Here is a 23,113-nt window from a genome sequence, read left to right on the forward strand (position 1 = left end):
TTTTGCAAAGCCATGAACTCACCCACCCCACTGCGCATCAACGGCGACCGTCTCTGGAGCTCGCTGATGGAACTGGCGAAGCTCGGCGCCACCGAGAAGGGCGGCGTCTGCCGCATCGCGCTGACCGACCTCGACCGCCAGGGCCGCGACCTCTTCACCCGCTGGGCGCGCGAAGCCGGCTGCGAGGTGCGCGTCGACCGGATCGGCAACATCTTTGCGCGCCGCGCCGGCCGCGACAACACGCGTCCGCCGGTGGTCACCGGCAGCCACATCGACACCCAGCCCACGGGCGGCAAGTTCGACGGCAACTATGGCGTGCTGGCCGGGCTGGAGGTGATCCGCAGCCTCAACGATGCGAAGGTCGTGACCGAAGCGCCGCTGGAAATTGCGGTGTGGACCAATGAGGAAGGCTCGCGCTTCGTGCCTGTGATGATGGGCTCGGGCGTGTTCGCCGATGCCTTCACGCTCGAGCATGCCCTCGCGCAGCGCGACAACGACGGCATCAGCGTGGCCGAGGCGCTGGCTTCCATCGGCTATGCGGGCAGCGCGCCGGCTTCGGCCGCGGCGTCGCCCGTGGGCGCGTATTTCGAGGCGCACATCGAGCAGGGACCGGTGCTCGAGGCCAACGAGCGCGTGATCGGCGTGGTCGAGGGCGCGCTCGGCCAGCGCTGGTACGACGTGGTGGTGCAGGGCATGGAAGCGCATGCCGGCCCCACGCCGATGGAGCTGCGCAAGGACGCGCTGCTCGCGGCCTCCGAACTGGTGATCGAGGTCAACCGCATCGCGCTGGCCCATGCGCCGCATGCGCGCGGCACGGTGGGCTGGATCGACAACTATCCGAATTCGCGCAACGTGATCCCGGGCCGCGTGAAGCTCAGCGTCGACCTGCGCGCGGCCGACGACGTGGTGCTGTCGGCCATGGACGCCGAGCTGAAGGAGGCGGTACAGCGCATCGCCGCCAAGGGCAAGGTCGAGGCCACGGTGGAGCAGGTCGTCTACTTTCCGCCGCAGCCCTTCACGCCTGCGCTGGTGTCGGCCATTCGAGAGGCCGCGCAGCAGCAGGGCATGACCTGGATGAAAGTGATCAGCGGCGCGGGCCATGACGCGGTGTACCTCGCGCGCGTGTGCCCCACGGCGATGATCTTCGTGCCCTGTCTCGACGGCATCAGCCACAACGAGATCGAGGATGCGCAGCCCGGCCACCTCGAGGCCGGCTGCAATGTGCTGCTGCAGGCGATGCTGCAAAGCGCGGGAGTGGCGTCGTCATGAAGGTGCTGGTCGCAAGGCTCAACCACGAGACCAACACCTTCTCGCCGGTGCCCACGCCGCTCGCGGCCTTCGGGCCCGACGGCCCCACGTTCGGAGCGCAGGCCTACAGGGACAACAAGGGCATGCGCACGGCGATGTCGGCCTTCATCGACCTGGCCGAGCAGGCCGGCGCCACGCTGGTCACGCCGGTGTCGGCCTCGGCCAATCCGAGCGGGCCGGTCGATGCCGGGGCCTACAGCACGCTCACCCAATGCATCGTCGATGCGGCGCCGGGCTGCGATGCCATCCTGCTCGACCTGCACGGCGCGATGGTGGCGCAGAACAGCGCCGACGGCGAAGGCGACCTGCTCGTGCGGCTGCGTGCCGCGGCGCCCGGCGTGCCCATTGGCGTGGCGCTCGACCTGCATGCCAACGTCACGCCTGCGATGGTCGGCAATGCCGATGTGATCGTCGGCTTCAAGACCTATCCGCACATCGACATGTACGAGACCGGCGCGCATGCCGGCCGCCTGCTGTTCGACCTGCTCGAAGGGCGCAGCAGGCCCGCGATGCGCTGGCATCCGCTGCCGCTGATGGCGCACACGCTGCGCAGCGCCTCGTTCACCGGCGCGATGCAGCGGGCCATCGAGGCAGCGCGCGAAGCCGAAAAATCGGAATCGCTCGCGGTGTCGATCTTTGCGGGCTTCTCGCTGTCGGACATCGAGGCGCCCTGCATGAGCGTGGTGGTGGTCGATGCAGAAGCGCCCGAACGCGCGCAGGCCACGGCCGACCGGATCGCCAGGCAGATGTGGGACGAGCGCGAGGCCTTCATCTACCGCAGCGAGCCGCTGGCCGAGTCGATTGCGCGCGCCAAGGCCATCGCCGAGGGCGCGACGCGCCCGGTGCTGCTGCTCGACCATGGCGACAACTGCATGTCGGGCGGCAGCTGCGACACCATGGACGTGCTGCAGGAGGCGCTGGCGCAGGGGCTCGATGGCATCGGTGTCGGTCCGCTGTGCGATCCGGAGGCCGTGGCCGCGCTGATCGCGGCGGGCGAGGGCGCAGAGGTGACGGTGGCCCTTGGCAACAAGGTGTCGCTCGAAGGCATCGGGCTGTCGAAGAAGCCCATGACGCTGACCGGCACGGTGCGCACCATCGGCAACGGCGAATACGTGATCACCGGCCCCACCTACACCGGCCAGCGCAGCAGCATGGGCCGCACGGTGCTGTTCGACATCGGCGCAGCGCGCATCGTGGTGACCGAGCGCACGCAGGAGCCCTGGGACATCGGCGTCTTCGAATGCGCGGGGCTCGATCCGCGCAGGGAACGTTTCCTGCTGCTCAAGTCGCGCATGTACTGCCGGCCGGTGTTCGAGCCGCTCTCGGCTGCGCTGGTGGAGTGCGACAGCCCGGGCGTGACCAGTTCGGACTACGGCCTGTTCCCTTTTTCCAAGGTGCGCAGGCCGGTCTTTCCGCTCGACCCGATCTGAGCCGGAGGGGGCTGGGCCTACCTATGCAAAATCCTGCATAGGTAATTGGAAGTACACCCCGATACTGCGGCGCTTCCACCCATGAAGCCCACCGCGTGAACACCTTTGCACAGAGCGCCGTCGCGGCCTGGCAACTGCTCGTGTCCGGCGATCCGGTGCTGCTGGCCATCGTCGGACGCTCGCTCGCGGTCAGCGCGAGCGCCTGCGTGCTGGCCTGCGGCCTGGGCCTGCTGCTGGGCGCCTGGCTGGGCGTGGCGCGCTTTCGCGGCCGCGCCGGCTTGCTCACGCTGCTGAACACGCTGCTGGCACTGCCGTCGGTGGTGGTGGGGCTGGTCATCTACCTGCTGCTGTCGCGCTCGGGCCCGCTCGGCTTCCTGGGCTGGCTGTTTTCGTTCAAGGCCATGGTGCTGGCGCAGACGGTGCTGGTGCTGCCGGTGGTGACGGCGCTCACGCGCCAGGCCATCGAGGACGCCGAGCGTGCGCATGGCGAGCAGCTGAGCTCGCTCGGCGCGGGGCCTCTGGCGCGCGCGCTGCTGCTGGTGTGGGACGAGCGCTATGCGCTGCTCACGGTGCTGATCGCCGCGTTCGGACGCGCGGTATCGGAGGTGGGCGCGGTGATGGTGGTGGGCGGCAACATCGACGGCTTCACGCGCGTGATGACCACCGCCATCGCGCTCGAAACCAGCAAGGGCGACCTGCCGCTGGCGCTGGCCCTGGGCATCGTGCTGCTGGGCGTGGTGCTGGTGCTCAATCTTGCGATTGCCGCCGTGCGGGGCTGGCGCGAGCGGGTCGACGGCGGCGGCGGCGCAGGCGGCATGGCGGCCTGGTGGCGGCCGGAGGCGCGCCCGTGAACGAACACGCGCAGCTCGCGAGCGCGGATGCCACCGTCTTTGCGCTCTACGGCGTCGACGTGCGCCTGGGGCGGGTGGCGGCGCTGCACGGCGCAACCCTGACCATCGCGGCCGGCGAGCGCGTGGCGCTCATCGGCGCCAACGGCAGCGGCAAGACCACGCTGCTGCGGCTGCTGCACGGCCTGGTGCCGCATGCGGCGGGGAGCTTCACCAGCGCCGCGCCGCGCCGGCAGCAGGCCATGCTGTTCCAGCGCCCGCACATGCTGCGCGCCTCGGTGACGGTCAATGTGGCCCTGGCGCTGTGGCTGCGCGGCATGCGCTGGCGCGATGCCCGCCGCGCCGCCATTCCGGCGCTGGCGCGCGTGGGCCTGGAAGACCTGGCCGAGCGCAACGCGCGTGCGCTGTCGGGCGGCCAGCAGCAGCGGGTGGCGCTGGCGCGCGCCTGGGCGCTGCATCCGGCGGTGCTGCTGCTCGACGAGCCCACGGCCAGCCTCGACCCCACTGCCAAGCGCGAGGTCGAGACGCTCATCGCCGAAGCCGCCGCCGGCCGCACGCTGGTGTTCGCGAGCCACAACCTCGGGCAGGTGAAGCGGCTCGCGAGCCGCGTGGTCTATCTCGAGCACGGCCGCGTGCTGGCCGACCTGCCGGTCCACGATTTCTTCCATGGGCCCCTGCCGGAGGAGGCCCGCCTGTTCGTCAAAGGAGAGTTGGCATGAATCCGTTCCTCAAGCAGCACCGCGCAGGCGCGGGCATCCGCGCCTCGCTGGCCGTGGCCGTTTTCTTCCTGGCCGCGGGCGCGGCGCGCGCCGAGACCATCACCATGGCCTCGACCACGTCCACCGAGCAGTCGGGCCTGTTCTCGCACCTGCTGCCGGCTTTCAAGAAGGCGAGCGACATCGACATCAAGGTGGTGGCGGTGGGCACCGGCCAGGCCATCGACATGGCCAAGCGCGGCGATGCCGACGTGCTGTTCGTGCACGACACCGCGGCCGAGGAAAAATTCGTGGCCGAAGGCTTCAGCGCCAAGCGCTACCCTGTGATGTACAACGACTTCGTGCTGGTGGGCCCGCAGGCCGACCCGGTCGGCGCGAAGGGCGGCGACATCGTCGCGGCGCTCAAGAAGATCGCAGCCGCCAATGCGCCTTTTGTGTCGCGCGGCGACAAGAGCGGCACCGACGCGGCCGAGCGCCGCCTCTGGACGCAGACCGGCGTGGCCGAGGCCGGGCAGCCGGTGCCCAACGAGCGCAAGGGCACGGGCTACAAGGAATGCGGCTGCGGCATGGGGCCGGCGCTGAACATCGCGGCCTCGTCCGGCGCCTATGTGCTGGCCGACCGCGGCACCTGGCTCAGCTTCAAGAACCGCGCCGGGCTGGCGGTGCTGGTCGAGGGCGACAAGCGCCTTTTCAACCAATATGGCGTGATGGTCGTGAGCCCGGCGAAATTCCCCTCGCTCAATAGCCGGGGCGCGCAGAAGTTCGTCGACTGGGTGATCTCGCCGGCCGGGCAGCAGACCATCGCAGCCTACAAGATCGGCGGCGAGCAGCTGTTCTTTCCCAACGCGCTGTCGAACTGAGCATCGTCGCATGACCTGCGAGGTCATCGACGCCGCGCGCGCCCGGCGCGACCATTCCTTCACCCCGCGATGTTGCGGGTCGAACCCCCGAAAGGAAATGGTCATCATGAACACCGCCGCACACGACGCCGCCACCATTGCCCAACGCTACATCGCGGCCTGGAACGAAACCGATGCCGCGCGCCGCGCCCAGCTGATCGAAGCCGCCTGGACCGCCGATGCGCACTATGCCGACCCGCTGGCACAGGCCAGCGGCCGCGAGCAGATCGGCGCGCTGATCGGTGCCGTGCACCAGCGCTATCCGGGTTTCCGCTTCAGCCTGTTCGGCACGCCCGAGGCGCACGGCGACAACCTGCGCTTCTCGTGGACCCTGGGCCCGAGCGGGGCCGAAGACCTGATCCAGGGCACCGATTTCGCCCGGCTCGATGGCGGCAGGCTGCAATCGGTGACCGGCTTCCTCGACAAGGTGCCCGTCGGAGCCTGAAGAGAGGCTTCAGTCCGCGGAGCCGGAAGCGCGGCCGCGCCAGAGCTTGCGGTAGACCGTGGCGCGGCTGATGCCCAGCGTGCGTGCGGCTTCGGCCACGTTGCCGCGGGCGTCGGCCACGGCCTTGCGGATCAGCGCGGCTTCCACGTCGCGCAGCCGCGGCCGGGCTTCGGGCACCACAACGGCCGAGCCCTTGCCGCCGCGCTGGGGCCGGACCTGCACGCGCAGGCCGGACCACAGCGGCACCTCGAGCACGGCGTCGCCGCGGCGGGCCGCATCGAACAGCATGTCCAGCGGCATTGCGAACAGGTCGTTGCAGTGCAGCGCATGCGGGCTGCGCGCCAGCGGCTCGTGCAGCATCTGGCGCGCCGCGGCATTGGCACCCGCCACCGTGCCGTCGGCATCGATGCACAGCAGCCCGTCGGTGGCTTCGCCGCGCGGGCAGCCCGGCCACGAGAGGTGCAGCCGCAGCTCGCAGGGCTGGTTCAGCACCAGCATGTTCTCGATGCTGCGCGCCGACAGCGTGGCCAGGTGCCGCAGCTCCGGCCGTTCCACCGCCTGCACGCCGGTCAGGTCGAGCATGCCGATGCAGTCGCCCCGCGGGCCGAAGAGCGGCGCCCCGGCGCAGCTGTAGATGCTGGTGTCCTCGAAGAAGTGCTCGCCGCGGTGCAGCCACACCGACTCCTGCTCGGCCAGCGCGGTGCTGATCGCACTGGTGCCGACCGCGCGCTCCGACAGGTCGACGCCCACGCGGGCGATGTTGCGGGCGTAGCGGCTGTCGGCCTCGGTGCCGTCGGGCAGCGGGCCCACGTCGACCACGATGCCCTCGGCATCGGTCAGCACGGCGAAATAGCGCGTGTCGGCAATGGCGCGCGACAGCCGCTCGATCACCGGCCGGGCCGCCGACACCAGCGCGCGGTTGCGCTCGGCCGCCTCGCGCTCGGCCGACCTGGCCACCGGCTCGAAGCTGATCCGCTGCTGCGGCTGCCGCCCCGCCGCCAGGCAGCGCTCCCAGGAACGCAGGATCCATGGCTCGATGCGCACCGCACTGCGCGAGCGGGGGGCTTCGCCGTGGATCAGCTCCCGGCGGGCCTGCGCAATGGCGGCGGAGCGTTCGGGCAGGGGCGCAACGAGGGAGGCGGACATCGGGATCGGTTCGCTCGGGTGGGGCGGTTTTTTCAGACTTGCCGGGGCCGCAAGCTGTTTCATTTTGAGAATTTCGTACGCGCTGCGCAAGCGGCAAGGGTTTTGCCTAGGATAGTGCACCGGGCCGGCATCCAAGATGCCTTTCGCTGAACCAGCCATCACCTTCAACGGAGACAGCCAAATGCAGGTAGCTTTCACGGTCAACGGCCGACCGGCCACGGTCGACGCGCCCCCCAATACCTTCCTGGTGCACGCCATCCGCGAGCATCTCCACCTGACCGGCACCCATGTCGGCTGCGACACCGCCCAGTGCGGCGCATGCACCGTCCACATGAACGGGCGCGCGGTGAAGTCGTGCAACATCCTGGTCGGGCAGGCGGCCGGTGCGCAAATCACCACCATCGAGGGCATCGCCCAGCCCGACGGCACCATGCACCCCATGCAGGCGGCCTTCAAGGAATGCCACGGCCTGCAGTGCGGTTTCTGCACCCCGGGCATGGTCATGAGCGCCATCGACCTGTGCACCCACCATCCCAGGTCGAGCGAATCGGAGATCCGCGAACTGCTCGACGGCAACCTGTGCCGCTGCACGGGCTACCAGAACATCGTGAAGGCCGTGCAGATGGGCGGCGAGGCCATGGCCTCGGGCACGCCGGTCAAGACCACCGCCACGGTGTGAAAGGAGCAACATCATGGGTGCCTCCGACTTCTCGAACCTGCCCCACATCGGCGAAGCGCTGCGGCGCAAGGAAGACTATCGCTTCCTGACCGGCGCGGGCAACTACACCGACGACATCACGCTGGCCAACCAGAGCCATGCGGTCTTCGTGCGCTCGCCGCACGCCCACGCGGTCATCAAGTCGGTCGACACCGCCGAGGCGCTCAAGATGCCCGGCGTGGTCGGCATCTTCAGCGGCAAGGACATCGAGGGCAAGATGGGCGGCCTGCCCTGCGGCTGGCTCATCAACAACCCCGACGGCACCCCCATGAAGGAGCCGATGCACCCGATCCTCGCGATCCACAAGGTGCGCTACGTGGGGGACCACGTGGCGATGGTGGTGGCCGAAACCGTCGAGCAGGCCAAGAACGCGGCCGAGGCCGTGGTGGTCGACTACGACGTGCTGCCCGCCGTCGTGAGCGTGGCCGATGCGGCCAAGAAGGCGAGCGGCGTCACGCTGCACGACGAGGCGCCCGACAACCAGTGCTACAAGTGGGCGCTGGGCGACAAGGCCGCGGTCGATGCGGCGTTTGCCAATGCCGCGCACGTCACCAAGCTCGACCTCGTCAACAACCGGCTGATCCCGAACCCGATCGAGCCGCGCGTGGCCATCGGCAGCTACAGCCGCGGCACCGACGACTACACGCTCTATGTGTCCAACCAGAACCCGCACGTCGAGCGCCTGCTGATGACGGCCTTCGTGCTGGGCCTGCCCGAGCACAAGGTGCGCGTGATCGCGCCCGACGTGGGCGGCGGCTTCGGCTCCAAGATCTTCCTCTACGCCGAAGACGTGTGCCTGACCTGGGCCGCCAAGCAGCTCAACCGCAACATCAAGTGGACGGCCGAGCGCTCGGAGTGCTTCCTGTCCGACGCGCACGGCCGCGACCATGTGAGCCATGCCGAGATGGCGATGGACAAGGACGGCAAGTTCCTCGCGATGCGGGTGCACACCGACGCCAACCTGGGCGCCTACCTGTCGACCTTCTCCACGGCCGTGCCCACCATCCTCTACGCCACGCTGCTCGCGGGCCAGTACACCACGCCGCAGATCTACGTCGAGGTCGATGCCTGGTTCACCAACACCGCGCCGGTCGATGCCTACCGCGGTGCGGGCCGGCCCGAGGCCACCTACCTGCTCGAGCGCCTGGTGTCGCGCTGCGCCTGGGAAATGAACCTCGGCCAGGACGAGATCCGCAAGCGCAACTTCATCACCACCTTTCCCTACCAGACGCCGGTGGCGCTGCAGTACGACACGGGCGATTTCCACGCCTGCATGGACAAGGCCCGCGTGCTGGCCGACGTCGATGGCTATGCGCAGCGCAAGTCGGCCAGCGAGGCCGCGGGCAAGCTGCGCGGCATCGGCTACTCGAGCTACATCGAGGCCTGCGGCATCGCGCCGTCGAACATCGCCGGGGCGCTGGGCGCGCGGGCCGGCCTGTTCGAGTGCGGCGAGATCCGCGTGCACCCCACCGGCAGCGTGACGGTGTTCACCGGCTCGCACAGCCACGGCCAAGGGCACGAAACCACCTTTGCGCAAGTGGTGGCGGCGCGCCTGGGCATTCCGGTGGACAACGTCGACGTGGTGCATGGCGACACGGCCGCGTGCCCTTCGGCATGGGCACCTACGGCTCGCGCTCCATCTCGGTGGGCGGTGCCGCCATCATGAAGGCGCTCGACAAGATCGAGACCAAGGCCAAGAAGATCGCCGCGCACCTGATGGAGGCGAGCGATGCCGACATCGAGTTTGCGAACGGCGAGTTCACCGTGAAGGGCACCGACAAGAAGATCCCGTTCGGCCAGGTGGCGCTCACGGCCTACGTGCCGCACAACTATCCGCTCGACAAGCTCGAGCCCGGCCTGAACGAGACCGCCTTCTACGACCCGACCAACTTCACCTTCCCGGGCGGCACCTACATCTGCGAGGTCGAGGTCGACAAGCAGACCGGTGAAGTGCGCGTGGACCGCTTCACCGCGGTGGACGACTTCGGCACCATCATCAACCCGATGATCGTCGAGGGCCAGGTGCACGGCGGGCTGGTGCAGGGCATCGGCCAGGCGCTGCTCGAGAACTGCGTGTACGACAACGAGACCGGCCAGCTGCTCACCGGCAGCTTCATGGACTACGCCATGCCCAGGGCGGGCGACTTTCCGCAGTTCAAGCTCGACACCGTGTGCACGCCGTGCACGCACAACCCGCTGGGCACCAAGGGCTGCGGCGAGGCGGGGGCCATCGGTTCGCCGCCGGCCGTGATCAACGCCGTGCTCGACGCGCTGGCGCCGCTGGGCGTCAAGGACTTCGACATGCCCGCATCGGCCAGCCGCGTCTGGGAAGCGATGCAGGCGGCCGCCTCCCACTAGAACACACCAGAACAACGAAGGAACCCACACCATGTACGCCTTCACACTCGAACGGCCGGCCACCGTGGCCGATGCGGCCAAGCTCGTTGCCGCGGGCGCCAAGCCGCTGGCGGGCGGCCAGACCCTGCTCGCCTCCATGAAGCTCAGGCTGTCGGCGCCCGAGCAGCTCGTGGACCTGGGCGGCATCAAGGAGCTCACCGGCATCAGGAAAGATGCCGGCACGATCACCATCGGCGCGATGTCCCGCCACCTGGACGTGGCCAACAACGCCGACGTGAAAGCCGCCTTTCCGGCGCTGGCCGACCTGGCCGGGCGCATCGGCGACCGGCAGGTGCGCGCGATGGGCACCATCGGCGGCTCGGTGGCCAACAACGACCCGGCAGCCTGCTACCCCAGCGCGGTGCTCGGCTCCGGTGCAACGCTCATCACCTCGAAGCGCGAGATCGCGGCGGACGATTTCTTCCTGGGCCTCTTCAGCACGGCACTCGAAGAAGACGAGCTGATCACCGCGATCCGCTTTCCCATTCCGAAGCGCGCCGTGTACGAGAAGCTGCGCCAGAAGGCATCGAACTTTCCGCTCGTCGGCGTGTTCCTTGCGCAGTTCGACAGCGGCGTGCGCGTGGCCATCACCGGCGCGGGCAACGGCGTGTTCCGCCACGCGGGGCTCGAAGACGCGCTCAACAAGAGCTTCACCGCGGCCGCCGCCGCGGCCGTGAAGATCGACGCGAGCGATCTCAACAGCGACCTGCATGCCTCGGCGGCCTACCGCGCCAACCTGATCAGCGTGCTCACGCAGCGCGCCGTCACCAGGGCGCTGGGCTGAACCAGGCAGCGCCGCCACCGCTCGCGGGCCGGAAGGCGCGACAACCCCGCGTCTTCCGCTACGCTTCGCCATGATCTTCCCGACCATCGATTCCCTTTCCGAAGGCTTGATGCAGGCCGGCTACTTTGCCGACCGCCGCCTGGCCACGGCCGTGTTCCTCGCGCTCAGGCTGCAGCGTCCGCTGCTGCTCGAGGGCGAGCCCGGCGTCGGCAAGACCGAACTGGCCAAGGCGCTGTCGACCGCGCTGAACCGCGAGCTGCTGCGCCTGCAGTGCTACGACGGGCTGGAGCAGCGCGAGGCGCTCTACGAATGGAACTACGCCGCGCAACTGCTGCACATGCGCGCCGCCGAAGCCACCGGCGCCATCGTGGCCCCCACGCTCGGCGCTGGCGCGTCCTCGCTGCCCCCCGAGGGGGCTCTCGCGCCTTCGGGCGGCCGGGCGGCGCTCGTGCGCGACGTGGAAGCCGAGGTCTACCAGCCGCACTACCTGATCCGCCGCCCGCTGCTGCAGGCCCTGCAGACCCCCGCGCCGGGTGCCGTGCTGCTGATCGATGAAGTGGACCGTGCCGACGAGCCCTTCGAGGCCTTCCTGCTCGAATACCTGGGCGAGTACCAGGTCAGCATTCCCGAGCTCGGCACCGTGCGCGCCGTGGTGCCGCCGGTCACCATCCTCACGAGCAACCGCACGCGCGAACTCAACGACGCGGTCAAGCGGCGCTGCCTCTACCACTGGCTCGACTATCCGGAGCGCGAACGCGAACTGGCCATCGTGCGGGCCCAGGTGCCGCAGGCCGGCGAAAAACTTTCGGCCCAGGTGGCGGCCTTCGTGGCGCGGCTGCGCGATGCGCCTTTCGTCAACGCCTTCCAGCGCGCGCCCGGCATCGCCGAAAGCGTGGAGTGGGCAAGGGCGCTGATCGCGCTCGACACCGTCGAGCTCGACCCCGAAGTGGTGGTCGACACGGCCGGCATCCTGTTCAAGCAGCGCGACGACGTGGCGGCGCTCACGCACGAACTGGCATCCGACCTGCTGAAACCCGAGGAGCCGGTCGCGCCCTGAGCGCGTCCGAAGCGCAAGGCCTCCCGCATGGCCGGCATCCAGCAACTCGGCGACGTACGCAGCGGCAAGCTGGCCGGCAACATCACGGCCTTCGGCCGCGCACTGCGCCGCGCCGGCGTTCGCACCGATGCGATGCGCATTGCGCTGGCCGCCGAAGCGGCCACGCTGGTGGGCGTGGAAAGCAGGCTCGACCTGAGCGCCGCGATGGAAGCCGTCATGGTGAGCCGCGAGCAGGACCGCATGGTGTTCCGCGAACTCTTCGACGCCTGGTTCCGTGACCCCGAACTTGCCAACAAGCTGCTCGCGCAGATGCTGCCAAGCGCCGAGGGCAAGGCCGAGCCCTCCAAGCGGCGCCCGCGCGTGCGCGAAGCGCTCACGGCGCCGCGCGATCCCGCCAGGCCCGCCGCGGCTGCCAAGCCCGACAAGGAGGTCGAGTTCGATGCCGCCATGACATCGAGCGACCGGCAGCGCCTGCAGCATGCCGACTTCAATGCGCTTGGCGCGTCCGAGTACCGGCTGGTCGAGCGGCTCGCGCGCGATGTCAGCTTGCCCATTCCCTTGCTGCCGTCGCGCCGGTTGCGTGCTGCCAACGATGCAGGTTCGCAGCATGCGCGCATGCACTGGCCCGGCGTGCTGCACGAGGCGGCGCGCACGGGTGGCGAAATACTTCGCCTGCCGAAGCTGAGCCGGCGCGAGCAGCCCTTGCCGCTGCTGGTGCTGGTCGACGTGTCGGGCTCGATGGAGCGCTATGCGCGGCTGCTGCTGGCCTTTCTGCATGCGTCGACGCGGCGGGCCGGGCGGCGCGACGTGTTCGCCTTCGGCACGCGCCTGACCGATCTCACGCCGGCCTTCCGGCTGGCCGACACCGATGCCATGCTGGCGGCCGCCGGCCTGGCCATCGACGATTTCGCGGGCGGCACGCGGCTCGGCAGTTCGCTGGCCGAGCTTCGCCGCGCGCATGCCCGCCGTCTGACCGGCCGCCGCACGCTGGTGCTGGTGATCAGCGACGGGCTCGACACCGGCGAGCCGGCGCTGCTCGAAAGCGAGCTGCTCTGGCTCAAGCGCCATTCGCGCCGCCTGCTGTGGCTCAACCCGCTGCTGCGCTTCGAGGGCTACGCCCCTTTGGCGCGTGGGGCCAGTGTGCTGCACCGGCATGCGGATGCGATGCTGGCGGTCCACAATCTCAGTGCCCTCGAACAGCTCGCCAGCAGCCTCGCCGCCCTGATGCGGTCCGGGCGCTAGGGACTTCACGGAAGCAAAAAGGAAAACCACCATGGAAATGCTCGGCAACCGCCGCCTCGGCGTCACCCAACAACAGGCCTGGGAAGCGCTCAACGATCCCGAGACGCTCAAGAAGTGCATTCCCGGCTGCGACAAGTTCGAGCTCACGGGCGACAACCAGTACAGCGTGGCGCTGGCGGTCAAGATCGGTCCGGTGTCGGCCAAGTTCAGCGGCAAGGTCGCGCTGTCCGACATCGTGGCGCCCGATGGCTACAAGCTCAGCTTCGAGGGGCAGGGCGGCGTCGCGGGCTTTGCCAAGGGGTCGTCCAGCGTGACGCTGCGGCCGCTGGACGGCGCCGCCGAAGCCGCGCCGGCTGCGCCCGGCTGCGAGCTCGACTACACCGTGCAGGCGCAGGTCGGCGGCAAGATCGCCCAGCTGGGCCAGCGCCTCATCGATGGCGCCGCCAAGTCGACCGCCGACGACTTCTTCAAGCGCTTCGAGGCCGAGATGCAGAGCCGCTACGGCCCGCCGCCGGCCGCCGCGGCCGAGGACACGGCCGAGGCGCCCGCCGAAAAGGCCGGCATGATGTCCGGCCTCATGAAGAAGATCGGCCTCGGCAAGAAGGACGACAAGGACGCGTCCGCCGCACCGGGCGACGCCAGCTAGGAGCGGACCGGGCGATGGAAAATCTCGACGTCATGGTGCTGCGCACGCTGCGCGACTGGCGGCGCGCCGGCAAGCGCGCGCTGCTCACGACCGTGGTGCGCACCTGGGGCTCGTCGCCGCGGCCGGTCGGTTCGATCATGGCGCTGGCCGACGATGGCGCGGTGGTGGGCTCGGTCTCCGGCGGCTGCATCGAGGACGACCTGATCGCGCGCTACAGCCATGCGCACGGCAACGGCGAACAGGTGCCCGTGGGCGCGCCGCCCGTGCTCGTGAAGTACGGCATCACGGCCGACGAGGCGCACCGCTTCGGCCTGCCCTGCGGTGGCACGCTGGAGCTGCTGCTCGAATACGACCCCGACGCGGCCTTGCTCGACACCCTCGTAGCCCAGCTGGAGCAAGGCCGGCTCATGCAGCGCACCGTCACGCTTTCGACCGGTGCCGTGCGCCTGGCCGAAGCCACCGCGCCCGATGCGCTCAAGGTGGACGACACCGAGCTCACCAACACCTTCGGCCCCGAATACCGCATGCTGCTGATCGGCGCCGGCCAGCTGGCCGAATACCTCGCGACCATGGCCAAGTTCAGCGGCTTTGCCGTGACGCTGTGCGACCCGCGTGCCGAATACCGCACCGCATGGACGCTCGCCGGCGTGGAGATCACGACCGAGATGCCCGACGACGCGGTGCTGGCCTTCAAGCCCGACCGCCGCAGCTGCGTGGTGGCGCTCACGCACGACCCCAAGCTCGACGACCTTGCGCTGCTCGAAGCACTGCAGAGCGAGGCCTTCTACGTCGGCGCGATCGGCTCGCGCCGCAATGCCGAGGCGCGGCGCGGCCGCATGATCGAGCACTTCGGCCAGACGGAGGAATCGCTCGCACGACTGCGCGGACCCATCGGCATCTACATCGGCAGCAAGACGCCGCCCGAGATCGCCGTGAGCGTGATGGCCGAGATCCTGGCCGTGAAGAACGCGGTGACGCTGCCGCGCGAAATGGAAGTGGCGCGCGCCAAGGGCATGCAGCAGCTCGCGATGAGCTGATCCCTGCCGCCGGTTTCAGCCCGGCTTGGCCGCCGGCGGCACGTCGCCGCCCTTTTGCCGTTCGCGGAAGAGCGCCGCGCGCATCAGGAAGATGGTGGTGATGGGCGCCGTGAGCGCAATGAACAGGACGATCAGCACGGCGTGCAGGAAGAGGCTGAAGCCCTGCACCGAGAAATAGACGATGGTGGCAATCGTCATGCACCACACGCCCACCGTGGCGCCGAGCGTCGGCGCATGGATGCGGCGGAAAAATGTGGGCAGCCGCACGAGGCCGAAGGAGCCGATGGCCGCAAAGGCCGCGCCGAGCACCGCGAACACGGCGGTGACGATTTCCGCCCACAGCGGCAGCGGCCCCACGATGAAATCCGTCATTCGATGACCTCCCCGCGCAGGAGGAACTTGGCCATCGCCGTCGACCCGACGAAGCCGAACAGCGCCGTCAGCATCGCGGCTTCGAAGTACACGTTGCTCGCATAGACGATGCCCAGCACCAGCATCATCAGCATGCCGTTGATGTAGAGGCAGTCCAGCGCCATCACGCGGTCCTGCGCGCTCGGGCCCACCAGCAGCCGGGCCAGCGCGCAGAGCATGGCCACCGCCAGCAGCAGCAGCGCGAATTTCAAGGCCCAGAAAAGTACAGGCGTCATGATTCGAAAATCTCCATCAGGGGGTGCTCGTAGCGCTGCTTGATCATGGCGATGAAAGCGGCTTCGTCGTCGACGTCGAACACATGGATCAGCAGCGTGCTGCTGTCGAACGCGATCTCGCCCCAGGCCGTGCCGGGCGTGAGGCACATGATCATGGCCAGCACCGCGAGCCCGTTCGGGTCGCGCAGGTCCAGCGGCACGTTGATGAACCGCGAGGCGATGCGCGAGTTGCGGCGCGTCAGCAGCCGCCGCGCCACGAAGAGCGCCGATTCCAGCATGTCGGCCACGGCCCGGCCCGCGAGCCGCAGCGCCACCCAGGGCTTGCGCATGCGCACGGTGGCGGGCCGCAGGCCCTTGGTGAGCAGCGGAACCGCCATGGCCAGCAGCGCGGCCGACAGCAGCGTGGCGGCGTCGAGCGACTGGTTGAGCAGCAGCCACACCGCAAACAGCGCCAGCGAGAGCGGCGGCGAAGGAAGCCAGCGCTTCATGGTGCCGGGCCTTTCGCGGGGCCCGCGGGGTTGGGCACCTGCCGCGCGCCCATCACGGCATTGCGGTAGGCGGTGGGCGTGCGCAGTCCTTCGGCGGTGGTGATGGCGTGGCGCATGACGGGGCCGGCCCAGACCGTGAGCGCCACGCTGGCCGCGAGCAATCCGGCCACGGGCAGCACCTCGAGCGCGGGCAGGGCCGGCATGGTGGGATGCGGCTGGGTCCAGAAGTGGCGCATGCCGGTGCGGCTCAGCGCAATCAGCGCGAGCAGGCCCGAAACGACGAGCAGCGCCAGGAAGATCCATGCGGGCACCGAGGTGCCGCCGGTGGAAAACGCGCCCGACAGCATCGCGAACTTGCCCACGAAGCCCGACAGCGGCGGCAGGCCCGCGAGCAGCAGCGTGCAGCCGATGAAGCTCAGCCCCAGGAAGGCCACGCCGGCCGGAATCGCGCGGCCGTAGAGCGCCTGCGCCTCGTCGTCGAGGTTCACGTCGTCGAGCACGCGCAGGTCTTCGGCGAGGAAAGGCGCATTGCCGGCCTTCTCGTGCGGCGCCACGCTCATGCCGGCATTGCGCCAGCGCTCGATCATGTCGGTCAGCAGGAAGAAGGCGCTCACGGCCAGCGTCGAGCTCAGCAGGTAGTAGAGCGCGCCGGCCCACACGGCCGGCTCCCCCAGCCCGATGGCCGCGAGCAGCGTGCCCGCCGACACCAGCACGCTGAAGCCCGCGAGGTTGGAGAGCCGCTGCGTGCCCACGATGCCGATGGCACCCGCGAACAGCGTCGCGAGCCCGATCGCGAGGAGCGCGGATTGCCCGAACGCCGCCGAGCTGCCGGCATCCGGCGCGAAGAGCAGCGTCCACAGCCGCAGCAATGTGTAGACGCCGAGCTTGGTCAGGAGCGCGAACACGGCACCCACCGGCGACACCGCCGCGCTGTAGGCCGGCACCAGCCAGAAGTTGAGCGGCCAGGCGCCGGCCTTGGCGAAGAACGCCGTTGCCAGGATGGCGGCTGCCGCATGCACGAGGCCGCGGTCGGCCGGCGCGAGCTGCGCGATGCGCATGCCGAGGTCGGCCATGTTGAGCGTGCCGGTCGCGCCGTAGAGCAGCGCCGCGCCGATCAGGAAGAGCGACGATGCGGCCAGGTTGATGGCGATGTAGTGCAGCCCCGCCTGCACCCGCAGCCGGCCCGAGCCATGCAGCAGCAGGCCGTAGGAGGCCGCGAGCATCACCTCGAAGAAGACGAACAGGTTGAACAGGTCGCCCGTGAGGAAGGCGCCGTTCAGGCCCATGAGCTGCAATTGCAGCAGCGGATGGAAATGCACGCCGGCGCGGTCCCAGCGCGAGGTGGAATAGATCGAGGCCGCAAAGGCGACCACGCCCGTGAGCGCCACCATCATGGTCGACAGCCGGTCGGCCACCAGCACGATGCCGAAGGGCGCGCGCCAGTTGCCCGGCAGGTAGACGCCGACCGAGCCGGGGCCGTCGCCGGTCTCGGGCGCGTTCACCCAGCGCAGCAGTGCCAGCGCCGCCAGCAGGCCCACCAGGCCCGAGACCACGCTCAACGCCGACTTGGTGCGGCGCCGGCTTTCGCCCAGCAGCAGCATCAGTGCGGCCGTGAGCAGCGGCACCAGGATCGGCACCGCGACGAGGTGCGGCATGCTGAACTCGAGCAGGCGGTCGAGCAGCTGGACCAGTTGCCCCGTCATTCCGCTGCCTCCTGCCGCTCTTCGCCGTCCACGTGGTCGGTGCCGGTGAGGCCGCGCGAGGCCAGCAGCACCACGAGGAACAGCGCCGTCATTGCAAAGCCGATGACGATCGCCGTCAGCACCAGCGCCTGCGGCATCGGGTCGGCGGTGTTGGCCAGCGTGGCGGTGATGCCGTGGATCAGCACCGGTTCGCTGTCGAGCTTGAGCCGCCCCATGCTGAAGATGAACAGGTTGACCGCGTACGAGATGAGCGTGAGGCCCATGATCACCTGGAAGGTGCGGGGCCGCAGCAGCAGGTACACCCCCGAGCCGCTGAGTACGCCGATGGCCAGTGCGAGCACGATCTCCATCAGCGCGCTCCTTCCGGCATGGCGACGGCGGCCGCAGCGGCTTCGGCTTCCTTCTCGCGCTGCTCGTCGGCCCAGCGGTGGCTGCGCACCGACTGGTGGGCCAGCGCGGTGAGGATCAGCATGGTGGCGCCCAGCACCAGCGCGAACACGCCGATGTCGAAGAACAGGGCGCTCGGCACGTGCAGCTCGCCCAGCACGGGAAGATGCAGGTGCGCGGTGTGGGTGGTCAGGAACGGATAGCCGAACAGCACCGCGCCGCTGCCCGTGGCCAGCGCGAGCAGCAGGCCGGCGGCGATCCAGCGGCGCGGATAGATGCGCAGGTGCTCTTCCACCCACTCGGTGCCCGAGACGATGAACTGCAACACCAGCGCCACCGACATCACCAGCCCCGCGACGAAGCCGCCGCCGGGTGCGTTGTGCCCGCGCATGAAGAAATAGACCGACACCAGCACCGCGAGCGGCAGCAGCAGCCGCACCAGCACGGCCGGCACCATCAGGTAGCCCACGGCCGTGTCCTTGGCCAGGCGCGGGTTCAGCAGGTCGCTGCTGCCATCGTCGGCCTGCGCGCGCTGCTGCACCGGCAGGGCCATCGATTCGCGCGCCGGCCGGAAGCGGCGCAGCAGTGCATAGACCGTGAGCGCCACCACGCCCAGCACGGTGATCTCGCCGAAGGTGTCGAAGCCGCGGAAGTCGACCAGCATCACGTTGACCACGTTGGTGCCGCCGCCCTCGGCCAGCGCATGCTCGAGAAAGAAGGGCGAGATGCTTTGCGGAAACGGCCGCGTCATCATGAGCCACGCCAGCGCCGCCATGCCGCTGCCGACGCCGGCCGCCACCAGCAGGTCGCGCCCGCGCCGGCCCCAGGGGCGCAGCCTGGCGCGCGCTGGCTGGACCGCGTCCTTGCTGCGCATCGGCAGCCAGCGCAGGCCCAGCAGGATCAGCACCGTGGTCACGGCCTCCACCACGAGCTGCGTCAGCGCCAGGTCGGGTGCCGAGAACCAGATGTAGGTCACGCAGCACACCAATCCGGCGCCCGAGGCCAGCATCAGCGCGGCCAGGCGGTGGAACTTGGCCTGCCATGCCGCCGCCAGCGCGCAGACGCCGCCGATCAGCCAGGTCATCGCGAACATCGGCGAGAAGGGCAGCAGCTCGCGGTCGCCGCGCGCGACGGGTGCGGTCCAGAGCGAAGCCGCGGCGCCCGCCGCCGCCACCGCGATCAAGAGCAGCAATTGCGACTGCATGCGCCGCGTGCCCAGCAGGCGCCGGCTGCGCCGGCCGGCCTCGCTGAGCTGCGCGAGCAGGTGCTCGAAGATGGCCTGGCCGTCGAAGCGGTGCAGGAGCGGCGTGTGTTCGAGCTTGCCCTCCGCGCGGCGGCGGCGCTGCGACAGGTAGAGCGCCATGCCACCCGCCAGCGCCACGAAGCTCATCGCCAGCGGCAGGTTGAAGCCGTGCCATACGGCCAGGCTGTATTCGGGCAGCACGCCGCCGACCACCGGCGTGGCGGCCGTGGCCAGCAGCGTGCCGACCGACCAGGCCGGCGCCACGCCCACCACCAGGCAGACCAGCACCAGCAGCTCGACCGGCACGCGCATCCAGTGCGGCGGTTCGTGCGGCTGCCTCGGCACCTCGGGACCGCAGGGCGGGCCGAAGAACACGTCGAACACGAAGCGCGCCGAATAGGCCACGCTGAAGACGCCCGCCACGGTGGCAATGACCGGAAGGCTCAGGCTGATCCACGGCGTCGCCTGGATGAACACGGTCTCGGCAAAGAACATTTCCTTCGAGAGAAAGCCGTTGAGCAGCGGCACGCCGGCCATCGATGCGCTCGCGATGATCGCCAGCGTGCCGGTGATCGGCATCAGCCGCAGCAGCCCGCTGAGCTTGCGGATGTCGCGCGTTCCGCTCTCGTGGTCGATGATGCCGGCCGCCATGAAGAGCGATGCCTTGAAGGTCGCGTGATTGATGATGTGGAACACCGCCGCCACTGCCGCCAGCGGGCTGTTCAGCCCCAGCAGCAGCGTGATGAGCCCGAGGTGCGAGATGGTCGAGTACGCGAGCAATGCCTTCAGGTCGCGCTGGAACATCGCGACGAAGCCGCCGAGCAGCAGCGTGATCGCGCCCGCGCCGCCCACCAGCCAGAACCACTCTTCGGTGCCCGACAGCACCGGCCACAGCCGCGCCATCAGGAACACGCCAAGCTTCACCATGGTGGCCGAATGCAGGTAGGCCGAGACCGGCGTGGGCGCCGCCATGGCGCGCGGCAGCCAGAAGTGGAACGGGAACTGCGCGCTCTTGGTGAAGGCGCCCAGCAATATCAGCACCAGGGCCGCCGGATAGAGCGCATGCGCGCGGATCTCGTTGCCCGAGGCGAGCACCACGTCGAGCTCGTAGCTGCCCGCGATGCGGCCCAGCACGATCACGCCCGCGAGCAAACAAAGCCCGCCGGCACCGGTGACCGTGAGCGCCATGCGCGCGCCGCGCCGCGCGTCGCGCCGGTGGTGCCAGTAGCCGATCAGCAGGAAGGAGAACAGGCTGGTGAGCTCCCAGAACAGCACCAGCTGGATCAGGTTGCCCGAGAGCACCACGCCCGTCATCGCGCCCATGAAGGCGAGAAAGAAAGAGAAGAAGCGCGGCACCGGATCGGACGCCGACATGTAGTAGCGCGCATAGAGCACCACCAGCGTGCCGATGCCGAGCACCAGCATGCAGAACAGCCAGGCAAAGCCGTCCATGCGGAACACGAGGTTGAGCCCGAGCTCGGGCAGCCACGCGATCTCCTGGCGCAGCACGTTGCCGCGCGCGATCTGCGGAAAGAACCATGCGGTCTGCAGCGCGCAGCCCAGTGCCACGAGCCCCGCCAGCGTCGACTCCCGGTTGCGCGCGTTCGACGGCATCAACGCGGCCAGCACGCTGGCAATGAAGGGGAGTGCGACGAGAAAGACCAGGGGCATTGCGGTCGATTCTATCGATCGACCCCTCGGAAGATTCCCCCGGAAACCCGCGAAGATCGACGGCCTTGCAGCCTGGCGATGGATCGATCAGGCGGCCAGGGCCTGCACGCTGCGTATGCCCAGCCAGGTCAGGAACAGCGATCCGCCGAGGTGGGCTGCTGCCGTGAGCAGCGCCACGCCCGGCCGGCCTTCGAGAAGCATGGTCACGACCTCGGCCGAGAAGCTCGAGAAGGTCGTCAGGCCGCCGAGAAAGCCCGTGACCAGCGCGAGCCGCCAGGCCGGATCGAGGTCGGGCAGCAGATGGAACGAGGCAATGGCCACGCCGACGAGGTAGCCTCCGACCAGGTTGGCGGCCAGCGTGCCCCAGGGCATGAAACCGCCCGCGCCGAACCACAGCGCAAGGCCCCAGCGCGCCAGCGCGCCCACGGAGGCCCCCATGCAGATGGCAAGAATCGGAAGCAGCATGGGCCTATTGTCGGGGCACGCCTGGCGCTGTTCAGGGCGCCATCTGCTGCGGCAGCCAGGTGACCAGCTGCGGCACGAAGTAGATGATCAGCACGGCCGCCACCATCAGGAAGAACATCGGCAGCGTGACGCGTGCGATGTAGAGCAGGTCTTTTCCGGTCATGCCCTGCAGCACGAACAGGTTGAAGCCCACGGGCGGCGTGATCTGCGCCATCTCGACCACCAGCACGATGAAGATGCCGAACCACACCGGGTCGATGCCGGCGGCGTTGACCGTCGGCATGATGACGCCCATGGTGAGCACCACCATCGAGATGCCATCGAGGAAGCAGCCCAGCACCACGTAGAACGCCGCGAGCATCGCGATCAGCTGGAACTTCGAGAGCCCGAGCGAGCCGATCCATTCGGCCAGGTGGCGCGGCAGGCCGATGTAGCCCATGGCGAGCGTGAGGAAGGCCGCGCCCGCGAGGATCAGCGCCATCATGCAGTAGAGCCGCGTGGCGCCGAGCAGCGCTTCCTTGAAGCTGTGCCGGTTCAGCGAGCCCTGCGCGCCCGAAATGACCATGGCCCCGACCACGCCCACGGCCGCCGCTTCGGTGGCCGTGGCAATGCCCGCGTAGATGGACCCGAGCACCGACAGGATCAGGAGCGCGACCGGGATCAGCGACATCGAAGCCTTGAGCTTCTGGGCGAAGGGCAGTTTCGCATCGGCCGGCGGAATAAGGTCGGGGTTGCGCAGCGCCCAGAACACGATGTAGCCCGAGAACAGCAGCGCGAGCAGGATGCCCGGGATCACGCCCGCAATGAACAGCCGGGCGATCGACACGTCGGCGCTCACGCCGTAGACGATCATGATGATCGAGGGCGGGATCAGGAGGCCCAGCGTGCCGGCGCCGGCCAGCGTGCCGATCACCATGTCGTCCGGATAGCCGCGGCGCTTGAGCTCGGGCAGGCTCATCTTGCCGATGGTGGCGCAGGTGGCGGCGCTCGAGCCCGACACCGCCGCGAACACCGCGCAGCCCACCACGTTGGTGTGCAGCAGCCGGCCCGGCAGGCTTTGCATCCAGGGCGCGAGGCCCTTGAACATGTCCTGCGACAGCCGCGTGCGGAACAGGATCTCGCCCATCCATATGAACAGCGGCAAGGCGGTGAGCGTCCAGCTCGAGGCCGAGCCCCAGATGGTCACGGCCATGGCGTCGCCCGCGGGCCGCGACGAGAAGATCTGCATGGCGATCCACGCCACGCCCGAGAGCGTGAGGCCGATCCACACGCCGCTGCCCAGGATCAGGAAGAGTGCGCCAATCAGCAGGGCCGCAACGGCAATGTCACTCATGGCGCAGGGCCTCCGTCCCGGCCGGCTTGGCCGGCCTTCCGCGCCACTCGATCACGAACTCGTCGAAGGCTGCGATGGCGAACACCAGCGCACCCACGGCCATCGAGAGCTGCGGCAGCCACAGGGGCGTGGCGTCGTTGCCGGTGGAAATGTCGTGGAAGTCGTACGACTGGAACGCCAGCCGCGCGCTGTACCAGGCAAACAGCACCGCGAGCAGGGCGCCCGCACCCATCGCCCAGCGCTCCAGCCAGCGCTGCGCGGCCGGCGGCAGGTTCTGCAGCACCAGCGTCACGCGGATGTGCTCGCCGCGCTTGAGCGTGTGGGCGAGCGCCAGGAAGCCGGCGCCGGCCATCAGGTAGCCGGCATAGGCATCGATGCCCGGAATGTTGAAATGAAGCTGCCGCCCGACGATGGACAGCAGCACCATCACCAGCAGGCCGATCATGAAAAGCGCCGCCAGGGCGGCGGCGCTGTTGTAGAGGAAATCGAGCGTCTTTCGCATC

At 69.3% G+C, this 23,113-nt stretch carries 22 protein-coding genes and 1 pseudogene; 13 read left to right on the top strand and 10 right to left on the bottom strand.

Annotated features, from left to right (window positions below):
• Positions 1-12 precede the first annotated feature (12 nt).
• The 6 genes from ACAM58_RS08130 to ACAM58_RS08155 all read left to right on the top strand — a co-directional run bounded on the left by ACAM58_RS08130 (position 13) and on the right by ACAM58_RS08155 (position 5,646).
• Complete coding sequence (locus tag ACAM58_RS08130) at positions 13-1,269, top strand: Zn-dependent hydrolase (RefSeq protein WP_012746729.1); 1,257 nt, start codon at positions 13-15, stop codon at positions 1,267-1,269.
• Entirely contained in the window at positions 1,266-2,738 is a 1,473-nt protein-coding gene (locus tag ACAM58_RS08135; RefSeq protein WP_062362474.1) for a M81 family metallopeptidase, read from the top strand. Before ACAM58_RS08130 ends, ACAM58_RS08135 begins: the two co-directional genes overlap by 4 nt.
• Before the next feature lie 95 nt (positions 2,739-2,833).
• Positions 2,834-3,589, top strand: a complete 756-nt coding sequence (locus ACAM58_RS08140; protein ID WP_012746731.1) for an ABC transporter permease — start codon at positions 2,834-2,836, stop codon at positions 3,587-3,589.
• Entirely contained in the window at positions 3,586-4,305 is a 720-nt protein-coding gene (locus ACAM58_RS08145; RefSeq protein ID WP_012746732.1) for a phosphate ABC transporter ATP-binding protein, read from the top strand. The genes ACAM58_RS08140 and ACAM58_RS08145 overlap by 4 nt, the downstream gene beginning before the upstream one ends.
• Positions 4,302-5,162: a substrate-binding domain-containing protein gene (locus tag ACAM58_RS08150; protein ID WP_012746733.1), complete on the top strand. Its 861-nt coding sequence runs from the start codon at positions 4,302-4,304 to the stop codon at positions 5,160-5,162. The genes ACAM58_RS08145 and ACAM58_RS08150 overlap by 4 nt, the downstream gene beginning before the upstream one ends.
• 106 nt (positions 5,163-5,268) lie before the next feature.
• Complete coding sequence (locus ACAM58_RS08155; RefSeq protein WP_012746734.1) at positions 5,269-5,646, top strand: nuclear transport factor 2 family protein; 378 nt, start codon at positions 5,269-5,271, stop codon at positions 5,644-5,646.
• A gap of 9 nt (positions 5,647-5,655) precedes the next feature.
• Here ACAM58_RS08155 and ACAM58_RS08160 read toward each other — a convergent pair whose 3' ends face one another.
• On the bottom strand, positions 5,656-6,792 hold the full coding sequence (locus ACAM58_RS08160; protein ID WP_369664292.1) for a helix-turn-helix domain-containing protein: 1,137 nt from the start codon (positions 6,790-6,792) through the stop codon (positions 5,656-5,658).
• A 181-nt stretch (positions 6,793-6,973) separates the two neighbouring features.
• Between ACAM58_RS08160 and ACAM58_RS08165 the strand changes: the two genes are divergently transcribed.
• The 7 genes and pseudogenes from ACAM58_RS08165 (at position 6,974) to ACAM58_RS08195 (ending at position 14,673) form a co-directional block, all read left to right on the top strand.
• A complete protein-coding gene (locus ACAM58_RS08165) occupies positions 6,974-7,471 on the top strand; it encodes a (2Fe-2S)-binding protein (RefSeq protein ID WP_012746736.1) in 498 nt (165 codons plus the stop codon).
• A 13-nt stretch (positions 7,472-7,484) separates the two neighbouring features.
• Positions 7,485-9,868 (top strand): annotated as a pseudogene (locus ACAM58_RS08170) (xanthine dehydrogenase family protein molybdopterin-binding subunit).
• A 31-nt stretch (positions 9,869-9,899) separates the two neighbouring features.
• Positions 9,900-10,691 carry a xanthine dehydrogenase family protein subunit M gene (locus ACAM58_RS08175; protein WP_018903097.1) on the top strand — a complete coding sequence of 264 codons (792 nt, stop codon included), beginning with the start codon at positions 9,900-9,902 and terminating at the stop codon, positions 10,689-10,691.
• A 70-nt stretch (positions 10,692-10,761) separates the two neighbouring features.
• Positions 10,762-11,748, top strand: a complete 987-nt coding sequence (locus ACAM58_RS08180) for a MoxR family ATPase (protein ID WP_307593951.1) — start codon at positions 10,762-10,764, stop codon at positions 11,746-11,748.
• A gap of 27 nt (positions 11,749-11,775) precedes the next feature.
• On the top strand, positions 11,776-12,990 hold the full coding sequence (locus ACAM58_RS08185; RefSeq protein WP_307593952.1) for a VWA domain-containing protein: 1,215 nt from the start codon (positions 11,776-11,778) through the stop codon (positions 12,988-12,990).
• A gap of 31 nt (positions 12,991-13,021) precedes the next feature.
• The gene (locus tag ACAM58_RS08190) at positions 13,022-13,636 is read left to right on the top strand and encodes a CoxG family protein (RefSeq protein ID WP_369664293.1); all 615 of its coding nucleotides are present in this window, start codon (positions 13,022-13,024) and stop codon (positions 13,634-13,636) included.
• A gap of 14 nt (positions 13,637-13,650) precedes the next feature.
• Positions 13,651-14,673 (top strand): XdhC family protein, encoded by a 1,023-nt coding sequence (locus ACAM58_RS08195; RefSeq protein WP_018903096.1) that lies wholly within the window; start codon positions 13,651-13,653, stop codon positions 14,671-14,673.
• A 15-nt stretch (positions 14,674-14,688) separates the two neighbouring features.
• Here the strand turns inward: ACAM58_RS08195 and mnhG are convergent, their stop codons facing one another.
• The 9 genes from mnhG to ACAM58_RS08240 form a co-directional block, all read right to left on the bottom strand.
• Positions 14,689-15,045 (bottom strand): monovalent cation/H(+) antiporter subunit G, encoded by a 357-nt coding sequence (gene mnhG, locus ACAM58_RS08200; RefSeq protein WP_012746743.1) that lies wholly within the window; start codon positions 15,043-15,045, stop codon positions 14,689-14,691.
• On the bottom strand, positions 15,042-15,320 hold the full coding sequence (locus ACAM58_RS08205) for a K+/H+ antiporter subunit F (protein WP_012746744.1): 279 nt from the start codon (positions 15,318-15,320) through the stop codon (positions 15,042-15,044). Before ACAM58_RS08205 ends, mnhG begins: the two co-directional genes overlap by 4 nt.
• Positions 15,317-15,808 (bottom strand): Na+/H+ antiporter subunit E, encoded by a 492-nt coding sequence (locus ACAM58_RS08210; protein WP_012746745.1) that lies wholly within the window; start codon positions 15,806-15,808, stop codon positions 15,317-15,319. Before ACAM58_RS08210 ends, ACAM58_RS08205 begins: the two co-directional genes overlap by 4 nt.
• Positions 15,805-17,511, bottom strand: a complete 1,707-nt coding sequence (locus ACAM58_RS08215; protein ID WP_012746746.1) for a monovalent cation/H+ antiporter subunit D — start codon at positions 17,509-17,511, stop codon at positions 15,805-15,807. Before ACAM58_RS08215 ends, ACAM58_RS08210 begins: the two co-directional genes overlap by 4 nt.
• Positions 17,508-17,861, bottom strand: coding sequence for a Na+/H+ antiporter subunit C (locus tag ACAM58_RS08220; RefSeq protein ID WP_012746747.1), 354 nt, complete (start codon positions 17,859-17,861; stop codon positions 17,508-17,510). The genes ACAM58_RS08215 and ACAM58_RS08220 overlap by 4 nt, the downstream gene beginning before the upstream one ends.
• A complete protein-coding gene (locus tag ACAM58_RS08225; protein ID WP_012746748.1) occupies positions 17,861-20,812 on the bottom strand; it encodes a monovalent cation/H+ antiporter subunit A in 2,952 nt (983 codons plus the stop codon). Before ACAM58_RS08225 ends, ACAM58_RS08220 begins: the two co-directional genes overlap by 1 nt.
• An 87-nt stretch (positions 20,813-20,899) precedes the next feature.
• A complete protein-coding gene (gene crcB / locus ACAM58_RS08230) occupies positions 20,900-21,277 on the bottom strand; it encodes a fluoride efflux transporter CrcB (protein WP_012746749.1) in 378 nt (125 codons plus the stop codon).
• Between the two features lie 31 nt (positions 21,278-21,308).
• Positions 21,309-22,610 (bottom strand): TRAP transporter large permease subunit, encoded by a 1,302-nt coding sequence (locus tag ACAM58_RS08235; RefSeq protein WP_012746750.1) that lies wholly within the window; start codon positions 22,608-22,610, stop codon positions 21,309-21,311.
• A complete protein-coding gene (locus tag ACAM58_RS08240; protein WP_012746751.1) occupies positions 22,603-23,112 on the bottom strand; it encodes a TRAP transporter small permease in 510 nt (169 codons plus the stop codon). The genes ACAM58_RS08235 and ACAM58_RS08240 overlap by 8 nt, the downstream gene beginning before the upstream one ends.
• Position 23,113: the final 1 nt, after the last annotated feature.

The sequence above is a fragment of the Variovorax sp. V116 genome, from assembly GCF_041154435.1.
Classification (GTDB): domain Bacteria; phylum Pseudomonadota; class Gammaproteobacteria; order Burkholderiales; family Burkholderiaceae_C; genus Variovorax; species Variovorax paradoxus.

Bases quoted from the DNA above. Each gene is read 5' to 3' on its own strand.
- ACAM58_RS08195 (WP_018903096.1), top strand. From the start codon at position 13,651: ATGGAAAATCTCGACGTCATGGTGCTGCGCACGCTGCGCGACTGGCGG.
- ACAM58_RS08160 (WP_369664292.1), bottom strand. From the start codon at position 6,792: ATGTCCGCCTCCCTCGTTGCGCCCCTGCCCGAACGCTCCGCCGCCATT.
- ACAM58_RS08215 (WP_012746746.1), bottom strand. From the start codon at position 17,511: ATGACGGGGCAACTGGTCCAGCTGCTCGACCGCCTGCTCGAGTTCAGC.
- mnhG (WP_012746743.1), bottom strand. From the start codon at position 15,045: ATGACGGATTTCATCGTGGGGCCGCTGCCGCTGTGGGCGGAAATCGTC.
- ACAM58_RS08210 (WP_012746745.1), bottom strand. From the start codon at position 15,808: ATGAAGCGCTGGCTTCCTTCGCCGCCGCTCTCGCTGGCGCTGTTTGCG.
- ACAM58_RS08135 (WP_062362474.1), top strand. From the start codon at position 1,266: ATGAAGGTGCTGGTCGCAAGGCTCAACCACGAGACCAACACCTTCTCG.
- ACAM58_RS08175 (WP_018903097.1), top strand. From the start codon at position 9,900: ATGTACGCCTTCACACTCGAACGGCCGGCCACCGTGGCCGATGCGGCC.
- crcB (WP_012746749.1), bottom strand. From the start codon at position 21,277: ATGCTGCTTCCGATTCTTGCCATCTGCATGGGGGCCTCCGTGGGCGCG.
- ACAM58_RS08130 (WP_012746729.1), top strand. From the start codon at position 13: ATGAACTCACCCACCCCACTGCGCATCAACGGCGACCGTCTCTGGAGC.
- ACAM58_RS08205 (WP_012746744.1), bottom strand. From the start codon at position 15,320: ATGACGCCTGTACTTTTCTGGGCCTTGAAATTCGCGCTGCTGCTGCTG.
- ACAM58_RS08240 (WP_012746751.1), bottom strand. From the start codon at position 23,112: ATGCGAAAGACGCTCGATTTCCTCTACAACAGCGCCGCCGCCCTGGCG.
- ACAM58_RS08225 (WP_012746748.1), bottom strand. From the start codon at position 20,812: ATGCCCCTGGTCTTTCTCGTCGCACTCCCCTTCATTGCCAGCGTGCTG.
- ACAM58_RS08180 (WP_307593951.1), top strand. From the start codon at position 10,762: ATGATCTTCCCGACCATCGATTCCCTTTCCGAAGGCTTGATGCAGGCC.
- ACAM58_RS08150 (WP_012746733.1), top strand. From the start codon at position 4,302: ATGAATCCGTTCCTCAAGCAGCACCGCGCAGGCGCGGGCATCCGCGCC.
- ACAM58_RS08185 (WP_307593952.1), top strand. From the start codon at position 11,776: ATGGCCGGCATCCAGCAACTCGGCGACGTACGCAGCGGCAAGCTGGCC.
- ACAM58_RS08235 (WP_012746750.1), bottom strand. From the start codon at position 22,610: ATGAGTGACATTGCCGTTGCGGCCCTGCTGATTGGCGCACTCTTCCTG.
- ACAM58_RS08165 (WP_012746736.1), top strand. From the start codon at position 6,974: ATGCAGGTAGCTTTCACGGTCAACGGCCGACCGGCCACGGTCGACGCG.
- ACAM58_RS08190 (WP_369664293.1), top strand. From the start codon at position 13,022: ATGGAAATGCTCGGCAACCGCCGCCTCGGCGTCACCCAACAACAGGCC.
- ACAM58_RS08220 (WP_012746747.1), bottom strand. From the start codon at position 17,861: ATGGAGATCGTGCTCGCACTGGCCATCGGCGTACTCAGCGGCTCGGGG.
- ACAM58_RS08155 (WP_012746734.1), top strand. From the start codon at position 5,269: ATGAACACCGCCGCACACGACGCCGCCACCATTGCCCAACGCTACATC.